13 protein-coding genes, 3 tRNA genes, 1 pseudogene and 1 other annotated feature are annotated in these 15836 nt (G+C 38.3%); of the genes and pseudogenes, 11 read left to right on the top strand and 6 right to left on the bottom strand.

Annotated features, from left to right (window positions below; translation table 11 throughout):
- Window positions 1-81: 81 nt before the first annotated feature.
- The 5 genes and pseudogenes from SST111_RS12345 to recF all read left to right on the top strand — a co-directional run.
- Window positions 82-285, top strand: a pseudogene (locus SST111_RS12345) (KilA-N domain-containing protein); the annotation flags it as partial.
- 189 nt (window positions 286-474) lie between these two features.
- The gene (locus SST111_RS12340) at window positions 475-720 is read left to right on the top strand and encodes a hypothetical protein (protein ID WP_257211348.1); all 246 of its coding nucleotides are present in this window, start codon (window positions 475-477) and stop codon (window positions 718-720) included.
- Window positions 721-883: 163 nt separating this feature from the next.
- On the top strand, window positions 884-2056 hold the full coding sequence (locus SST111_RS01810; RefSeq protein WP_099809808.1) for a tyrosine-type recombinase/integrase: 1173 nt from the start codon (window positions 884-886) through the stop codon (window positions 2054-2056).
- Between the two features lie 137 nt (window positions 2057-2193).
- Window positions 2194-2577 carry an RNA-binding S4 domain-containing protein gene (locus SST111_RS01805; RefSeq protein WP_099809807.1) on the top strand — a complete coding sequence of 128 codons (384 nt, stop codon included), beginning with the start codon at window positions 2194-2196 and terminating at the stop codon, window positions 2575-2577.
- A 2-nt stretch (window positions 2578-2579) separates the two neighbouring features.
- On the top strand, window positions 2580-3674 hold the full coding sequence (gene recF / locus SST111_RS01800) for a DNA replication/repair protein RecF (protein WP_099809806.1): 1095 nt from the start codon (window positions 2580-2582) through the stop codon (window positions 3672-3674).
- A gap of 68 nt (window positions 3675-3742) precedes the next feature.
- Here recF and guaB read toward each other — a convergent pair whose 3' ends face one another.
- Both guaB and trpS read right to left on the bottom strand, forming a co-directional pair.
- Window positions 3743-5224 carry an IMP dehydrogenase gene (gene guaB / locus SST111_RS01795; protein WP_099809805.1) on the bottom strand — a complete coding sequence of 494 codons (1482 nt, stop codon included), beginning with the start codon at window positions 5222-5224 and terminating at the stop codon, window positions 3743-3745.
- 229 nt (window positions 5225-5453) lie between these two features.
- Window positions 5454-6479: a tryptophan--tRNA ligase gene (trpS, locus tag SST111_RS01790; RefSeq protein WP_099809804.1), complete on the bottom strand. Its 1026-nt coding sequence runs from the start codon at window positions 6477-6479 to the stop codon at window positions 5454-5456.
- Between the two features lie 46 nt (window positions 6480-6525).
- Window positions 6526-6734 (bottom strand) — a binding site (T-box leader).
- A gap of 108 nt (window positions 6735-6842) precedes the next feature.
- Here trpS and SST111_RS01785 point away from each other — a divergent pair.
- The 3 genes from SST111_RS01785 to SST111_RS01775 all read left to right on the top strand — a co-directional run bounded on the left by SST111_RS01785 (window position 6843) and on the right by SST111_RS01775 (window position 12018).
- Window positions 6843-7715, top strand: coding sequence for a YitT family protein (locus tag SST111_RS01785; RefSeq protein WP_099809803.1), 873 nt, complete (start codon window positions 6843-6845; stop codon window positions 7713-7715).
- A gap of 64 nt (window positions 7716-7779) precedes the next feature.
- Window positions 7780-9402: an ABC-F family ATP-binding cassette domain-containing protein gene (locus SST111_RS01780; RefSeq protein ID WP_012775415.1), complete on the top strand. Its 1623-nt coding sequence runs from the start codon at window positions 7780-7782 to the stop codon at window positions 9400-9402.
- 36 nt (window positions 9403-9438) lie between these two features.
- Window positions 9439-12018, top strand: a complete 2580-nt coding sequence (locus tag SST111_RS01775) for a YfhO family protein (protein WP_099809802.1) — start codon at window positions 9439-9441, stop codon at window positions 12016-12018.
- Between the two features lie 71 nt (window positions 12019-12089).
- On the opposite strand, the gene SST111_RS01770 is transcribed toward SST111_RS01775, so the two are convergent.
- Together SST111_RS01770 and SST111_RS01765 are read right to left on the bottom strand one after the other, a co-directional pair.
- Window positions 12090-12162, bottom strand: a tRNA-Asn gene (locus SST111_RS01770).
- A 5-nt stretch (window positions 12163-12167) separates the two neighbouring features.
- A tRNA-Glu gene (locus tag SST111_RS01765) sits at window positions 12168-12239 on the bottom strand.
- A gap of 111 nt (window positions 12240-12350) precedes the next feature.
- Here SST111_RS01765 and SST111_RS01760 point away from each other — a divergent pair.
- Window positions 12351-12424: transfer RNA gene (locus SST111_RS01760), tRNA-Arg, on the top strand.
- Here SST111_RS01760 and SST111_RS01755 read toward each other — a convergent pair.
- A complete protein-coding gene (locus SST111_RS01755) occupies window positions 12422-13105 on the bottom strand; it encodes a YoaK family protein (protein WP_099809801.1) in 684 nt (227 codons plus the stop codon). The two genes, SST111_RS01760 and SST111_RS01755, sit on opposite strands and share 3 nt — an antisense overlap.
- A 24-nt stretch (window positions 13106-13129) precedes the next feature.
- Complete coding sequence (rlmH, locus tag SST111_RS01750; protein ID WP_099809800.1) at window positions 13130-13609, bottom strand: 23S rRNA (pseudouridine(1915)-N(3))-methyltransferase RlmH; 480 nt, start codon at window positions 13607-13609, stop codon at window positions 13130-13132.
- Between the two features lie 173 nt (window positions 13610-13782).
- Between rlmH and SST111_RS01745 the strand changes: the two genes are divergently transcribed.
- Together SST111_RS01745 and SST111_RS01740 are read left to right on the top strand one after the other, a co-directional pair.
- On the top strand, window positions 13783-14979 hold the full coding sequence (locus tag SST111_RS01745) for a S1C family serine protease (RefSeq protein ID WP_044679209.1): 1197 nt from the start codon (window positions 13783-13785) through the stop codon (window positions 14977-14979).
- Between the two features lie 60 nt (window positions 14980-15039).
- Window positions 15040-15804, top strand: a complete 765-nt coding sequence (locus SST111_RS01740) for a ParB/RepB/Spo0J family partition protein (RefSeq protein ID WP_012775418.1) — start codon at window positions 15040-15042, stop codon at window positions 15802-15804.
- Window positions 15805-15836 lie beyond the last annotated feature (32 nt).

Here is a 15836-nt window from a genome sequence, read left to right as displayed (position 1 = left end):
CGTCGCGCACCCGCATAGCGGGTGGTTTATTTGTCACGCACCTTACGGAGCGTGACGGACTAAAAGTCACATAATTTTAAACTGGTCGAATTCGACCAGTTTAGAAGCGAGGCTGGATTAAATGGCTTCGTACTATCTCCGCAAAAATGGATAAAAGAGACAAATGCCATTGGTATAACTTCCCAATCTGGCCGATACGGCGGTACATTCGCCCACTCTGATATAGCTTTTGAATTTGCTTCCTGGCTTTCACCAGAGATTAAGCTTTATATCATTCAAGATTATCAGCGCCTAAAACAAGAAGAAGCCTACAAGAACCAGTTAGATTGGCAGGTAAACCGCTATATTTCAAAACTTAATTACACCATACAAACGGACGCTATCAAAGAAAACATTGTGCCAACTCTCCAACCCTATCAAATTTCTTTCGCCTATTCCTCTGAAGCTGATTTAATAAACGTCGCTTTATTTGGTATGACTGCAAAGGAATTCAAGAACGCCTATCCTGATAGAGAAGGTAATCAGCGAGATAATGCCACTATTGAACAGCTATTAGTTCTAAATAACTTACAAAGTCTTAACGCTGAAATGATTAAACAAGGACTATCACAAAGCAACCGACTAACTGAACTAAACAGAATTGCTAAAGAACAGCTAGACGTGCTATATAAAAACAATCAGAAGGCCCTTGATAGCCTCAAAAGATTGAGCGATAAATAAGCCCATATAAGAGTCATAGCACCACTTTAAAACGTAACCATATAAATTACCGACTTACCCAAATCAAACGAAAATAGGGCTGTTCTCGTAGCCCTACGCATGATATAAACCAACTCAATCTAAAACCCTTTTAATAACAGCTTGCCTGCTGATGGAAAGGTTTATGATCATGAAAATAACTGAGGTAAAAAAGAAAGATGGTAGCATTGTCTACCGTGCCAGTGTTTATCTAGGAATAGATGCCATCACTGGTAAGAAAGTCAAGACTAATGTCACGGGTAGGACCAAGAAGGAGGTTAAAAACAAAACTCAGCAAGCTATTGCAACTTTTAAAACTGACGGGGCAACACGCTACCAAAGTGCCACCATAACCAGTTACAAAGAGTTGGCAGAATTGTGGTGGAATAGCTATAAGCACACAGTAAAGCCAAATACTCGAGGAAACATCAGGGGCTTACTGAAAAATCATGTTATACCACTTTTTGGAGCTTATAAGCTCGATAAACTGACGACCCCACTCCTCCAAAGCATCGTCATCAAATTAGCAGACAAAGCAAATACAGGGGAAGCTGGTGCCTATCTGCACTATGACAAAATCCACGCGCTGAACAAACGTATATTGCAATACGGTGTTGTTATGCAAGTTCTGCCATATAATCCAGCTCGGGAAGTCATATTGCCCAGGAACGCAAAAAAAGCCACTCGGAAGAAGGTAAAACATTTCAACGACGAGCAGCTTAAACAGTTTCTTGACTACTTGGACGGCTTAGACTTAACCAATTACAGAAATCTCTATGAAGCCACCCTATACAAGTTCTTGCTGGCCACTGGTTGCCGTATCAATGAGGTGCTGGCACTGCACTGGTCAGATATTGACTTGAACAATGCCACGGTCAGCATCACAAAAACACTCAACCGCTACGGCTCAATAAACTCCCCAAAATCAAACGCTAGCATACGTGATATAGACATCGATAGCCAGACAGTAGCCATGCTGAAAGAATACAGACGGCGACAGATACAAGAGGCTTGGAGTCTCGGACGCTCTGAAACAGTGGTATTCTCTGACTTCATTCATGACTATCCTGAGGATAAGACCCTAGGGAACAGGTTGACCACACGCCTGAGGAATATCGGACTGCCTAACATCGGCTTTCACGGTTTCCGCCACACGCACGCTAGTTTGTTGCTTAACTCCGGAATACCCTACAAGGAACTCCAGCATCGTCTTGGTCATTCTAGAATATCAATGACCATGGACATCTATAGCCACCTTTCAAAAGAGAACGCAAAGCATGCTGTTACATTTTATGAAAAAGCTCTAGAAAACCTTTGAGGGTGAACAAAAAGGGGAACAAATTCGGTTTACAGTAGTTTACAGCACTGTAAAAATCCTTGATATGACTGGGTTTCCAGCGCGTGAAAAACGAAACATACCATTTTGTGATATAATATTCTGTAACGAGGTGACTTATGGAATTTAAATTATTTGATGACTACATCACATTACAAGCATTACTAAAAACAACTGGTATTCTCCACTCAGGTGGGGCCATTAAAGGTTTCTTAGAAGAAAATACTATCCTTTTTAACGGAGAAGACGAAAAAAGACGGGGTAAAAAAATCCGTATCGGTGATCTTGTCACGCTACCTGGCCACAACATTAGTATCACAATCGTTGCACCTAGTACAGAAGAAATACAGCAACACCAAGAAGAACAAGCTGAAAAAGAACGTGTAGCTGCAATCGTTAAAAAGTTAAATCAAGAAAATAAAAAGAATAAGAAACAGGTAAAAACTCCTAAAAAAGCAACTAAAAATACTGAAAGAAAACCTGTTCGTTTCCCTGGTATGTAGACATGTGGCTAGAACGATTAGAGTTACAACATTTTCGCAATTACAACCAATTAGATATTGAGTTCAACAAGGGTCTCAATGTCTTTTTAGGCGAAAACGCCCAAGGAAAAACCAATATTCTAGAATCTATCTATGTTTTAGCCTTAACACGAAGTCATCGAACACGGACAGATAAGGACCTACTACAGTTTCAAGAAAAGGAATTATCTATTTCTGGTTTACTCCATCGCACAAGCGGTAAAGTTCCCCTTGACATTCACTTGACAGACAAGGGGCGAGTGACCAAGGTCAACCATCTCAAACAAGCCAAGCTTTCCAACTATATCGGCCACATGAATGTTGTTCTCTTCGCCCCTGAAGATTTACAGCTGATAAAAGGTGCGCCTGCTTTGAGAAGAAAGTTCATCGATGTCGAGCTCGGGCAAATCAAACCACTCTATCTCTCTGACCTATCGAATTATAATCACGTTTTAAAACAAAGAAATACTTACCTCAAATCTACAGATAAGATTGATGAGAACTTCCTATCCGTGTTAGATCAGCAACTTGCTGAATATGGTAGTCGTGTTATCCAACATCGTATTGACTTTCTAAAGAAATTAGAGGAATTCGGAAATAGAAAAGTTCAAGAAATATCTGGCAATCGGGAAGAGTTGACAATCGAATACAAAACCTCAATCGAATTGACAGATGATGTCAATTTAATTGACAAATTCTTGACAGAATTGGAAAGGTGTCGCAAACGTGATTTATTTAAGAAAAATACAGGAGTTGGACCACATCGAGATGATGTAGCTTTCTTTATAAATGGAATGAATGCCCATTATGGTAGCCAAGGTCAGCACCGCAGTCTCGTTCTGTCGCTCAAACTTGCTGAAATCGAACTGATGAAGGAAATCACTAGAGAATACCCAATTCTACTTTTAGACGATGTTATGAGTGAGCTAGATAACAATCGACAAATCAAACTACTAGAAACCATTACAGATACTATTCAAACCTTTATCACTACAACATCTTTGGACCATTTACACAAGCTACCAGATGATTTAAAAATATTTCATATTGAGTCTGGTAAGGTTACTGAGTCGGAATAAACATTTTTTACATTATTGTCAATAAAGTTTACAAAATAGTAAAGACCCTGTCAACCAGGGTCTAATTTTTATTGTACTGAATAGTTTGGAGCTTCATTTGTGATTTGGACATCATGTGGATGGCTTTCTTTCAAACCAGCACCCGACATTTCGATGAATTGAGCATTTTCATGCAATTCAGTCAAATTACCTGCACCTACATAGCCCATACCTGAGCGAAGTCCACCAACCATTTGAAAAATCATATCTGCAACAGATCCTTTATAGGCCACACGTCCTTCAATTCCTTCTGGAACAAGCTTGTTGGCTTCATTGACAGATGCTTGGAAGTAACGGTCTTTTGAACCTTGTTTCATGGCTGCAATAGAGCCCATGCCACGATAGGTCTTGAACTTACGACCTTGGAAGATTTCTGTTTCACCGGGTGCCTCATCCGTTCCAGCGAACATAGAGCCAAGCATGACAGCATGACCACCAGCTGCAAGAGCCTTGACAATGTCACCTGAATACTTGATACCGCCATCAGCAATGATGGTTTTACCATATTCACGAGCAACACCTGCCGCATCGTAAATAGCTGTCACTTGCGGTACGCCGACACCTGCGATAACGCGAGTGGTACAGATTGAACCTGGACCAATACCGACCTTGACAACATCAACACCAGCCTCATAAAGGGCACGTGCACCTTCTGCAGTCGCAATGTTACCTGCAATCAAGGTACGTGTTGGGAAGTGTTCACGGATTTCTTTAATCTTACGAAGAACACCTGCTGAGTGACCATGAGCTGTATCGATGACAATCGCATCTGCACCTGCTTCAAAGAGAGCTTCAGCACGTTCAAAGGTATCAGAAGTAACGCCCACAGCACCTGCAACCAAAAGACGACCAAATTCGTCCTTGGCAGCATTTGGGAACTCAATCACTTTTTCAATATCCTTGATGGTAATCAAACCTGACAAACGACCATTTTCATCGATCAGTGGCAATTTTTCAATACGATGCTTGTGAAGAATAGCTTCAGCAGTCGCAAGATCTGTTCCAACTGGCGCTGTTACCAAGCCATCACTGGTCATATTGGTAGAAATTGGTTGTGAGTAGTCTGAGATAAAGCGCATATCTCGGTTGGTAATAATCCCAACTAACTTACGGTTTTCCATCGTTTCTACAATAGGCACACCTGAAATGCGATAAGTGCCCATCAACTTTTCAGCTTCAGCGATGGTATGCTCTGGAGTTAAGAAGAATGGATCAATAATGACACCATTTTCAGAACGTTTTACCTTACGAACTTCTTCAGCCTGCTCTGTAATAGACATATTCTTATGGATAACTCCCAAACCACCTGCACGCGCCATAGCAATGGCCATTTTGCTATCCGTTACGGTATCCATAGCAGCAGAAATAATCGGAAGATTAAGGGTCAAATTTGGTGCTAATTGTGTTTTTAAATCAATATCATGTGGCAATACATGACTTTCAGCCGGAATGAGTAATACATCATCAAAGGTAAAGCCTTTTTTCAAAAATTTAGTGTCCCAGTTTGACATTTTCTTCCTCTTTTCTTTTTTTGTTACTAGCTATCGCTATGATTATTTTATATATGATAACATTTTGAAATCATTTGTCAAATATTATTCGCTTTAAAATAAGTAATAATAAAAATTCAGAAAATTCTTTACCACTTTCTTTTAGAAAATCGAACGTTTGTTTTTTACTTTATTATAAAACAAATGAAAAAAGCAACATTTTCTCAACATTGCTCTTTTATTGTTAACCTTATTTAAAGTAGTTGATTCCCATGGCATCCTTTACTTGGTCAAGAGTTGTCGCAGCAACTTGGCGAGCTTTTTGGCTACCTGCTTCCAACATTGCATAGACCTGTCCCATATCCTGTGCAAACTCCAGACGGCGTTCACGGATTGGGCCTAATTCTCTCTCTAAAATGTCCAGCAAATAACGTTTGGTCTTCACATCACCCAAACCACCACGTTGATAGTGCTCCTTCATTGCTTCAATCTCGGCACGATCTTCTTCACGGCCGAATACATCAAGATAGTGGAAAACCATATTTCCCTCAATCTTACCTGGGTCTTCGATACGGATATGGTCTGGGTCTGTGTACATAGACATAACTTTCTTCTTGAGCGTATCCATATCATCAGCCAGATAAATACCATTTCCAAGGGACTTAGACATCTTGGCATTACCGTCCAAACCTGGCAGGCGACCAGCTGCCTCATTTTCAGGATAAATGCCCTCCGGCTCTACTAAAATATCAGTCTGGTAAGCATGGTTAAAGCTACGAACGATTTCACGAGTCTGTTCAATCATCGGTTTCTGGTCATTTCCTACTGGAACAAAGTTTGCCTTGAAGGCTGTAATATCCGCCGCTTGTGACACAGGATAGACCAAGAAACCAGCTGGAATTCCTTCGCCAAATCCCTTCTGAGCAATCTCGGTTTTTACAGTTGGATTGCGTTCCAAACGAGCCACCGATACCAAGTTCATGTAGTACATGGTCAGCTCTGCCAGTTCAGGAATTTGACTCTGGATGAAAATAGTTGTCTTAGCTGGATCAAGACCTGCTGCTAGATAGTCCAGTGCCACATTACCAACTGACTCGATAATCTTTTGTGGCTCTTTAGCATGATCTGTCAGAGCTTGCTGGTCAGCTAAAAATACAAAAAGCTCGTGCTGTCCAGCATTTTGCAGCAGAACACGGTTTTTCAAAGAGCCAACATAATGGCCGATATGGAGTTTACCTGTTGGACGGTCTCCTGTTAGGATAATCGGTTTACTCATAAAATGTTCTCCTTTTACATAATAAAAGCCCACGCACAGAAAACTGTGCGAGGGCGTCAAGGACACGGTGCCACCTCACTTATAAGCATTAAATAAGCTTACATCTTTTTGCACATAAGGCCTGCTAGCCGAATCCTTATTTGTTCGAATTCATTACAAAATCAGTCCATTCACCAATCACCATTACCTGTTTGCAGCGACCACAAGCTCTCTAAAAATGGAAGATTACCTACTCTTCTGATTGAATACAATTATACCGCTTAAAAATTAGAAAGTCAATACCTCCAAGCCTTGACGAGACTGTCTGAATCAGCGATAATAGAGATTGAGTTTATAAGAAAAAAAGGTGAGGTATTGCGACCTATGCAACAAAAACTAAAAGACTTTGCACTTGTGACAGCTGGTTCCATTGTCATGGCCATTGGATTTAACAGTTTTTTTCTAGAGAATAATATCGTATCTGGTGGTGTCGGAGGTTTAGCAATCGCACTCAATGCTCTTCTGGGGTGGAGTCCATCTGACTTTGTCCTCTACTGTAACATCCCTTTATTAATCATCTGTTGGTTTTTCTTAGGAAAATCTGTATTTATCAAAACTGTCTATGGAGCTATCATCTATCCTCTTTGCATCAAGTTGACAGCAGGTTTACCCAACTTGACAGAAAATCCTCTCCTAGCTGCTATTTTCGGTGGAATTATCCTAGGTTTTGGACTTGGGCTTGTCTTCCTTGGAAATTCTACTACTGGTGGAACAGGTATTCTTATTCAATTTATTCACAAGTACACCCCTTTATCATTAGGTCTGACAATGGCTATTATTGATGGTATTATCGTTGGTCTTGGATTTGTTGCCTTCGATACTGATACAGTTATGTACTCGATTATTGCCCTAATGACCATTACTTATATTGTCAACCGCATGATGTCTGGTACCCAATCTTCTCGAAATGTCATGATTATTTCTCAAAAATCAGAAGAAATTAAAGACTATATTACTAAAGTTGCTGATCGCGGTGTGACAGAACTTCCAATTATTGGTGGCTTTACAGGGGTTGACAAGCGCATGTTGATGACTACCATCTCTATTCCAGAAATGCAGAAACTGGAGACAGCGGTATTAGAAATTGATGAAACTGCCTTTATGGTTGTTATGCCTGCGAGTCAGGTGCGTGGACGTGGCTTCAGTCTTCAAAAAGACCATAAACATTATGATGAAGATATTTTGATTCCAATGTAATTCATTGAAAATTCAAGTTCTTTCTAGTACAATAAAACTAATAGACAGAAATAGAGGAGAAACTATGCTTACAGTATCAGACGTGTCGCTTCGCTTTAGCGACCGCAAATTATTTGACGATGTCAATATCAAATTTACAGCAGGAAATACCTACGGTTTGATTGGTGCCAATGGTGCTGGTAAATCTACATTTTTGAAAATTCTTGCTGGTGACATCGAGCCATCAACAGGTCATATTTCACTTGGACCAGACGAACGCCTTTCTGTACTACGTCAGAACCATTTCGACTATGAAGATGAGCGCGTGATTGACGTTGTTATCATGGGAAATGAGCAACTTTACAGCATCATGAAAGAAAAAGATGCCATTTACATGAAAGAAGATTTTTCTGATGAAGACGGTGTCCGTGCTGCTGAGTTAGAAGGTGAGTTTGCTGAACTTGGTGGCTGGGAAGCTGAAAGTGAAGCTTCTCAATTGCTCCAAAACCTCAATATCTCAGAAGACCTCCACTACCAAAACATGAGCGAATTGACCAACGGTGAGAAGGTTAAGGTCCTCTTGGCTAAGGCCCTCTTTGGTAAACCTGATGTTCTTCTTTTGGACGAGCCAACCAACGGTCTGGACATCCAATCCATCAACTGGCTCGAAGATTTCTTGATTGATTTCGAAAATACGGTTATCGTCGTGTCCCACGACCGCCACTTCTTGAACAAGGTATGTACCCACATGGCCGACCTTGACTTCGGTAAAATCAAGATTTTCGTTGGTAACTATGACTTCTGGAAACAATCCAGTGAACTAGCAGCTAAATTACAGGCTGACCGTAATGCAAAAGCTGAAGAAAAAATCAAGGAATTACAAGAATTCGTTGCCCGTTTCTCTGCTAATGCCTCTAAGTCTAAGCAAGCTACTTCACGTAAGAAGATGTTGGACAAAATCGAGTTGGAAGAAATCATTCCTTCTAGCCGTAAGTACCCATTTATCAACTTCAAATCAGAACGTGAAATCGGTAATGACCTCCTAACAGTTGAAAACTTGAAAGTTGTTATTGATGGTGAAACAATCCTTGACAATATCAGCTTTATCCTGCGTCCAGGTGACAAGACTGCTCTTATTGGTCAAAACGACATCCAAACAACTGCTCTCATTCGTGCTCTTATGGGCGATATTGAATATGAAGGTACTGTCAAGTGGGGTGTCACTACTAGTCAATCCTACTTACCAAAAGACAATACTCGTGACTTTGATACAAACGAATCTATCCTTGATTGGCTCCGTCAATTTGCCAGCAAGGAAGAAGATGACAATACCTTCTTGCGCGGTTTCTTGGGACGTATGCTCTTCTCGGGTGATGAGGTTAACAAACCTGTAAACGTCTTGTCAGGGGGCGAAAAAGTGCGCGTGATGTTGTCAAAACTCATGCTTCTCAAATCAAATGTTTTGGTATTGGATGATCCAACCAACCACTTAGACTTGGAATCAATTTCCAGTCTGAACGATGGTTTGAAAGCTTTTAAAGAGTCCATCATCTTTGCCAGCCATGACCACGAATTTATTCAAACTTTAGCAAACCATATCATCGTCATTTCTAAAAACGGTGTTATCGACCGAATCGACGAAACTTATGATGAATTCTTGGAAAATGCTGAAGTACAAGCGAAAGTACAAGAACTTTGGAAAGCATAATAAAAAGGCGATTTATTCGCCTTTTCTTTTAAATCTATGAAAAAAATATTTACAAAAACATCCATTTATTATCTCCTATCTTTCCTTATTCCGCTGACTATTATTTCTATCGTCTTAGCATTTCAAGGAATCTGGTGGGGAAGTGATACAACAATATTGGCCAGTGATGGTTTCCATCAGTATGTTATTTTTAATCAAACATTACGAAATACTTTACACGGAGACGGCTCTCTTTTTTACACCTTTACAAGTGGTCTAGGACTCAATTTTTATGCTCTATCCTCCTATTACCTAGGCTCATTCCTATCTCCAATTGTCTTTTTCTTTGATTTACAATCCATGCCTGATGCTACCTACCTTGTCACTATTGTCAAATTTGGATTGACTGGGTTGTCAACTTATTTCAGTCTAAAGGGTATCCATAAAAATTTGAAAGAAGAATGGGCACTATTACTCGCTACTAGTTTTTCTCTGATGAGTTTTAGTACAAGTCAATTAGAAATAAACAATTGGCTAGACGTTTTTATACTCCTCCCACTCGTTCTTCTTGGATTGCATCGATTATTAAAAAAACAGGGTCCGATTCTCTACTACATAACATTAACATGCTTGTTTATCCAAAACTATTACTTCGGTTATATGGTGGCTATTTTTCTAACATTATGGACATTGGTTCAATTATCATGGATAGATAGTCAGAGAATCAAAAGATTTATCAACTTTACAATAGTGTCAATTTTATCTGCTCTAAGCAGCATATTCATGTTGTTACCAACCTACTTGGATTTAAAAACTCATGGTGAGACATTTACAAAAATTGTCAACCTAAAAACCGAGGACTCTTGGTATCTGGACTTCTTTGCAAAAAACTTAGTTGGTAGCTTTGATACAACAAAATTCGGTTCTATTCCCACGATCTCTGTTGGTCTCGTTCCATTAATACTCGCTTTATTATTCTTTACATTAAAAGAAATAAAACCAACTGTCAAACTCTCCTATGCTCTATTCTTTACATTCATTATTTCAAGTTTCTACCTACAACCACTCAATCTTTTTTGGCAAGGTATGCATGCGCCAAACATGTTCCTCTATCGTTATGCATGGGCTCTATCAATAACCGTTATCTATTTAGCAGCAGAGACATTGGCACAACTACGTCAAGTAAGTATTAAAAATTTTACTCTGATTGTTTCATTTTTACTCATTTGCTTTACTTCTACCTTTATTTTTAGAGATCATTATGAGTTTCTAACGGATGTAAATTTCCTACTCACACTAGAATTTCTAATAGCCTACTTCATTCTTTTTGTAGCAATGATTCGCTATAAATCATCCTTAAAATGGATTAATATTGTTTTATTGTTCTTCACTTTCTTAGAACTTGGATTACATAGTCATTATCAGGTTCAGGGGATTTCTGATGAATGGCATTTCCCTAGCCGATCAAACTATGAAGAAAAATTGACAGATATTGACAGTATTGTAAAGTCTACAAAGACTACAACTGATTCATTTTATCGTATAGAACGTCTATTACCACAAACTGGCAATGATAGCATGAAATTCAATTACAATGGTATTTCTCAATTCTCCTCCATTCGAAATCGTGCTTCCAGCTCAGTACTAGATAAGCTCGGTTTCCGTTCAGACGGTACCAATTTGAATCTTCGTTATCAGAATAATACAATTATTGCTGATAGCCTATTCGGAGTCAAATATAATTTAGCTACTACGGCCCCAAATAAGTTTGGTTTCACACTGAATCAGAGTCAGCCTACTATTAATCTTTACGAAAATAGTTTTAATCTAGGGTTAGCCCTATTGACTGAAGGGATTTACAAAGATGTCAATTTTACAAATCTGACTCTCGATAATCAAACAAATTTCCTCAATCAACTAACAGGGCTATCTCAAAAATACTACCACACTTTATCAGATGTTATTTCACAAAATACAGTTGAGTTGAGCAATCGAATGACTGTCAACAAAGTTGACAATGAGGATGCTGCAAAGGCAACTTTCTTAGTAAATATACCTGCAAATAGCCAAGTATACTTAAATTTGCCAAATTTAACATTCTCAAATGAGAATCAAAAAAAGGTTGTCATTACTGTCAATAATCAGTCAAGTGAATTTACACTAGATAATGCTTTCTCTTTCTTCAATGTGGGGAGCTTTACTACAGATGTACAGGTTCAAGTCGATGTATATTTTCCTGAAAATAATCAAGTTTCTTTTGATAAACCACAATTTTATCGATTGGACTTATTAGCTTTCCAACAGGCTATTTCCATTCTCCAAGAAAAACAAGTAGTAACAAAAACTGATGGTAATAAAGTAACCGTTGATTTTGTAACCGATAAAGAAGCCTCACTCCTCCTTACTTTACCCTATGATAAAGGATGGAATGCAACCATTGATGGTAAACCTATCAAAATCCAAAAAGCGCAAGAGGGTTTTATGAAAGTGGATGTAAGTCCAGGTCAAACTCAACTAGTTTTAACCTTTATACCAAATGGTTTCTATCTAGGTTTACTGATTTCTTTTGGTGCAGTTTTTGTATTTTTCTCCTATCAATTCATTGGATACTATTATTCTAAGAACCGAGAATCCTAAACTTTCTCGGTTTTTTTTTCTTGTAAAAAACAAAAAAACTTGATTTCTCAAAGCTTCCTAGTCTTTATTTACTCCGCCAACAGGGCTCGAACCTGTGACATCATGATTAACAGTCATGCGCTCTACCAACTGAGCTATGGCGGAAGAAATAGTCCGTACGGGATTCGAACCCGTGTTACCGCCGTGAAAAGGCGGTGTCTTAACCCCTTGACCAACGGACCATTTTTAGAACAATAACTAGTATAATACATGTAACTTTGTTTGTCAATACATTTTTTGATTTTTTATTGTATTGACAGAGTGCTTTGTTTAATGTAAAATAAAATGGTTAAGGTTCCATAGCTCAGCTGGATAGAGCATTCGCCTTCTAAGCGAACGGTCGCAGGTTCGAATCCTGCTGGAATCATTTAGACCTACCTCGAGTAGGTCTTTTTTCTTGCCATAATTCATAATTAATATATAAAACTGGCAAAATCAGACCAATAAGGGCATATTCTTTAAATTTGAAGGATAGGTGAGTAGATATGATGACACCTAGCATAAATCCTATAATGGTAAATAAGATGTTTCTACCTGTTTTTCTAAGTTCTGAATCTTTTTCAATAAGTCCTTTAAACCAGAGATAAGCAGCATTTTTGACATTCCCTGTCATCATCACATTGGCATACGGAGCACCTCGTAACCTTCTAAATGTTTCTACTTGAATAGAGGCTACGAAGGCTAGACTAGCAATTGTAAAAGACGCAGGCATTATAGGTGAGAGAATGATAGTTAGTAAAATAAGAACTAACATCATTACACTACTACCAAAGTGCCAAGACCATGTTTGTTTTTCAAAATACCTTCTTGCTAAGTAGGTAAAAAATTGTCCGAATACAAAAAATAAAATGGGAATGGAAAAATTAACTACCTGCGCAAAATCACCTTTAGCTAAAAAATAAGCTAGGGAAATAACATTTCCAGATTGTACTCCAGCAAAGCGACCACCCTGAGTCACAAAAGTAAAGGCATTTAAATAACCACTGATAAACGTTAATGAACAAGCAATTCTCAATCCCTCAAAAACACGATACTCTTTTTGATTCATTTTCACTCCTTGTTTCACGTGAAACTACTTATGATATGGGCTTCCCTGCTGAATCATAAATGCACGATAAATCTGCTCGATGAGAACTAATTTCATTAGTTGATGGGGAAGTGTCAACTGTCCAAAACTCATCAACAAATTAGCTCTTTTTTTAATACAAGAATCGAGACCCGAACTACCACCGATGATAAAAGTTATATCTGAATACCCATTTACTGCAATGTCAGATATCTTTTGACTAAATTCTTCCGATGGAAATTGTTTGCCTTCTATCGCTAAGGCAATGACAAAATCTCGCTCTCCAATTTTAGACATAATTCTATCGGCTTCTTTTTTTAATATTTGTTCATTCTCTGCCTGACTGGCTTTATCTGGTGTTTTTTCATCAGGAAGCTCAATCATATCTAACTTAGCAAATCGTCCCAATCGTTTACTATATTCTGCAATACCTTCTTTGAGGTACTTTTCTTTCAATTTTCCAACGGTAATCAATTTTATTTTCATAAAATAATTGTAACATATCCACAAGCATACGACAGAAAATATTTTTAGAAAATCAGGATATGGCTACAGTTTTTCACATAATTCACAGAGTTATCCACAGGTTGTGGATTGATTTTTGAAAACTTTAAGCTATAATTAAGAAAGCAAGAGTAATCTTAAGGAAAATTAAAGAAATGGAAAGGATTCCTTATATGAAAAAATATTTGAAATTTGCGATTCTATTTGTAATTGGATTTTTTGGGGGTCTTATTGGGGCCTTATCAGCCTCTTTCTTCCAACCACAGGTTCAACAAGCAAATTCTACTATCACTAGTGTCAGCAATGTTCAATACAATAATGAAACTTCCACCACAAAAGCTGTAGAGAAAGTACAAAATGCTGTTGTGTCTGTTATTAATTACCAAAAATCAGCCAACAATAGTCTTGGTGCTATCTTTGGAAATATTGAATCATCTGACGAACTAGCTGTTGCTGGAGAGGGGTCTGGGGTTATCTATAAAAAAGATGGTCAATATGCCTATATTGTGACAAATACGCATGTCATTAATAACGCAGAAAAGATTGATATTCTTTTAGCATCTGGAGAAAAAATCAGCGGTGAACTCGTTGGTTCCGATACCTATTCTGATATAGCTGTTATAAAAATATCAGCAGATAAAGTCACTGCTGTTGCTGAATTTGCTGATTCCGATACAATTAAAGTTGGAGAAACTGCTATCGCAATTGGTAGTCCTCTAGGTAGCGTCTACGCTAATACAGTTACTCAAGGTATTATTTCTAGCCTAAGTCGGACAGTTACTTCACAATCAGAAGATGGTCAAACAATCTCAACCAACGCTATTCAAACCGATACAGCTATCAACCCTGGAAACTCTGGAGGACCATTGATTAATATCCAAGGACAAGTTATTGGTATCACCTCTAGCAAAATCACCTCAAGTTCTGTAAGTAGCTCAGGTGTGGCTGTGGAAGGGATGGGATTTGCTATTCCTGCAAATGATGCCGTAGCCATTATCAATCAACTTGAGAAAGCTGGAAAAGTTAGCCGACCTGCTCTTGGAGTTCATATGGTTAACTTGACGACCTTGTCAACTAGTCAATTGGAAAAAGCTGGATTATCAAATACGGAATTAACATCCGGTGTCGTAATTGTCTCTACACAAAGTGGACTACCTGCAGATGGAAAATTAGAAACTTTTGATGTCATTACTGAGATTGACGGAGAAACTATTCAAAATAAGAGCGATCTCCAAAGCGCTCTCTACAAACATCAAATTGGAGACACAATCACTGTAACTTATTACCGCAATAATCAGAAACAAACTGTTGACATTAAGTTGACACATTCTACAGAAGAACTTAGCGAATAATTGACAAATGAGACTTTACACAATTGTAAAGTCTCGTTTTTTTTGCTAGAATAAGGATATATGGAAGAATTACGTACACTAAATATTTCAGAAATCCATCCCAATCCCTATCAGCCAAGAATTCATTTTGATGAAAAGGAGCTACTTGAGCTCGCTCAATCCATTAAGGAAAATGGCTTAATTCAACCGATTATTGTAAGAAAATCTTCTATTATCGGATACGAATTATTAGCTGGAGAAAGAAGGTTGCGAGCCAGTCAATTAGCTGGACTGACTACAATACCAGCAGTGGTAAAGGAACTAACTGATGATGATTTACTCTATCAGGCTATCATAGAGAATCTACAGCGTTCTAACTTAAATCCGATAGAAGAAGCAGCCTCTTATCAAAAATTGATTAGTAGAGGGTTAACGCATGATGAAGTTGCTCAAATCATGGGAAAATCAAGACCATATATCAGTAATTTATTGCGCCTACTAAATCTATCATCTCAGACTAAACAAGCTGTAGAAGAAGGAAAAATTTCACAAGGGCACGCGCGACAATTGGTGTCATTTTCAGAAGAAAAGCAAGCCGAATGGGTTCAACTCATTTTATCAAAAGATTTAAGTGTGCGTACGCTTGAAAAATTAATAGCTGCAAATAAGAAAAAACACACTAAGCTTAAACAACGCGACCAATTTTTAAAAGAACAGGAAGATTCACTCAGTAAAACTCTTGGAACAGCTACAAAAATTATCAAGAAGAAAAACGGGAGCGGAGAAATTCGGATTAGCTTTAATGACCTCGATGAATTCGAAAGAATTATCAACAATTTTAAATAGACTTGTTTACAATTTATTTTTATAAACACTCT

Origin of the sequence: Streptococcus suis YS161 (assembly GCF_002760245.1) — a bacterium.
In the GTDB taxonomy this organism is placed as follows: Bacteria; Bacillota; Bacilli; order Lactobacillales; family Streptococcaceae; genus Streptococcus; species Streptococcus suis_I.
This window is presented reverse-complemented; position numbering and strand designations above follow the sequence as displayed.

Coding starts and splice junctions, on each gene's coding strand:
- SST111_RS01780 (WP_012775415.1), top strand. CDS start 7,780: ATGCTTACAGTATCAGACGTGTCGCTTCGCTTTAGCGACCGCAAATTA.
- SST111_RS01740 (WP_012775418.1), top strand. CDS start 15,040: ATGGAAGAATTACGTACACTAAATATTTCAGAAATCCATCCCAATCCC.
- recF (WP_099809806.1), top strand. CDS start 2,580: ATGTGGCTAGAACGATTAGAGTTACAACATTTTCGCAATTACAACCAA.
- rlmH (WP_099809800.1), bottom strand. CDS start 13,609: ATGAAAATAAAATTGATTACCGTTGGAAAATTGAAAGAAAAGTACCTC.
- SST111_RS01785 (WP_099809803.1), top strand. CDS start 6,843: ATGCAACAAAAACTAAAAGACTTTGCACTTGTGACAGCTGGTTCCATT.
- SST111_RS01810 (WP_099809808.1), top strand. CDS start 884: ATGATCATGAAAATAACTGAGGTAAAAAAGAAAGATGGTAGCATTGTC.
- trpS (WP_099809804.1), bottom strand. CDS start 6,479: ATGAGTAAACCGATTATCCTAACAGGAGACCGTCCAACAGGTAAACTC.
- guaB (WP_099809805.1), bottom strand. CDS start 5,224: ATGTCAAACTGGGACACTAAATTTTTGAAAAAAGGCTTTACCTTTGAT.
- SST111_RS01775 (WP_099809802.1), top strand. CDS start 9,439: ATGAAAAAAATATTTACAAAAACATCCATTTATTATCTCCTATCTTTC.
- SST111_RS01755 (WP_099809801.1), bottom strand. CDS start 13,105: ATGAATCAAAAAGAGTATCGTGTTTTTGAGGGATTGAGAATTGCTTGT.
- SST111_RS01805 (WP_099809807.1), top strand. CDS start 2,194: ATGGAATTTAAATTATTTGATGACTACATCACATTACAAGCATTACTA.
- SST111_RS12340 (WP_257211348.1), top strand. CDS start 475: ATGACTGCAAAGGAATTCAAGAACGCCTATCCTGATAGAGAAGGTAAT.
- SST111_RS01745 (WP_044679209.1), top strand. CDS start 13,783: ATGGAAAGGATTCCTTATATGAAAAAATATTTGAAATTTGCGATTCTA.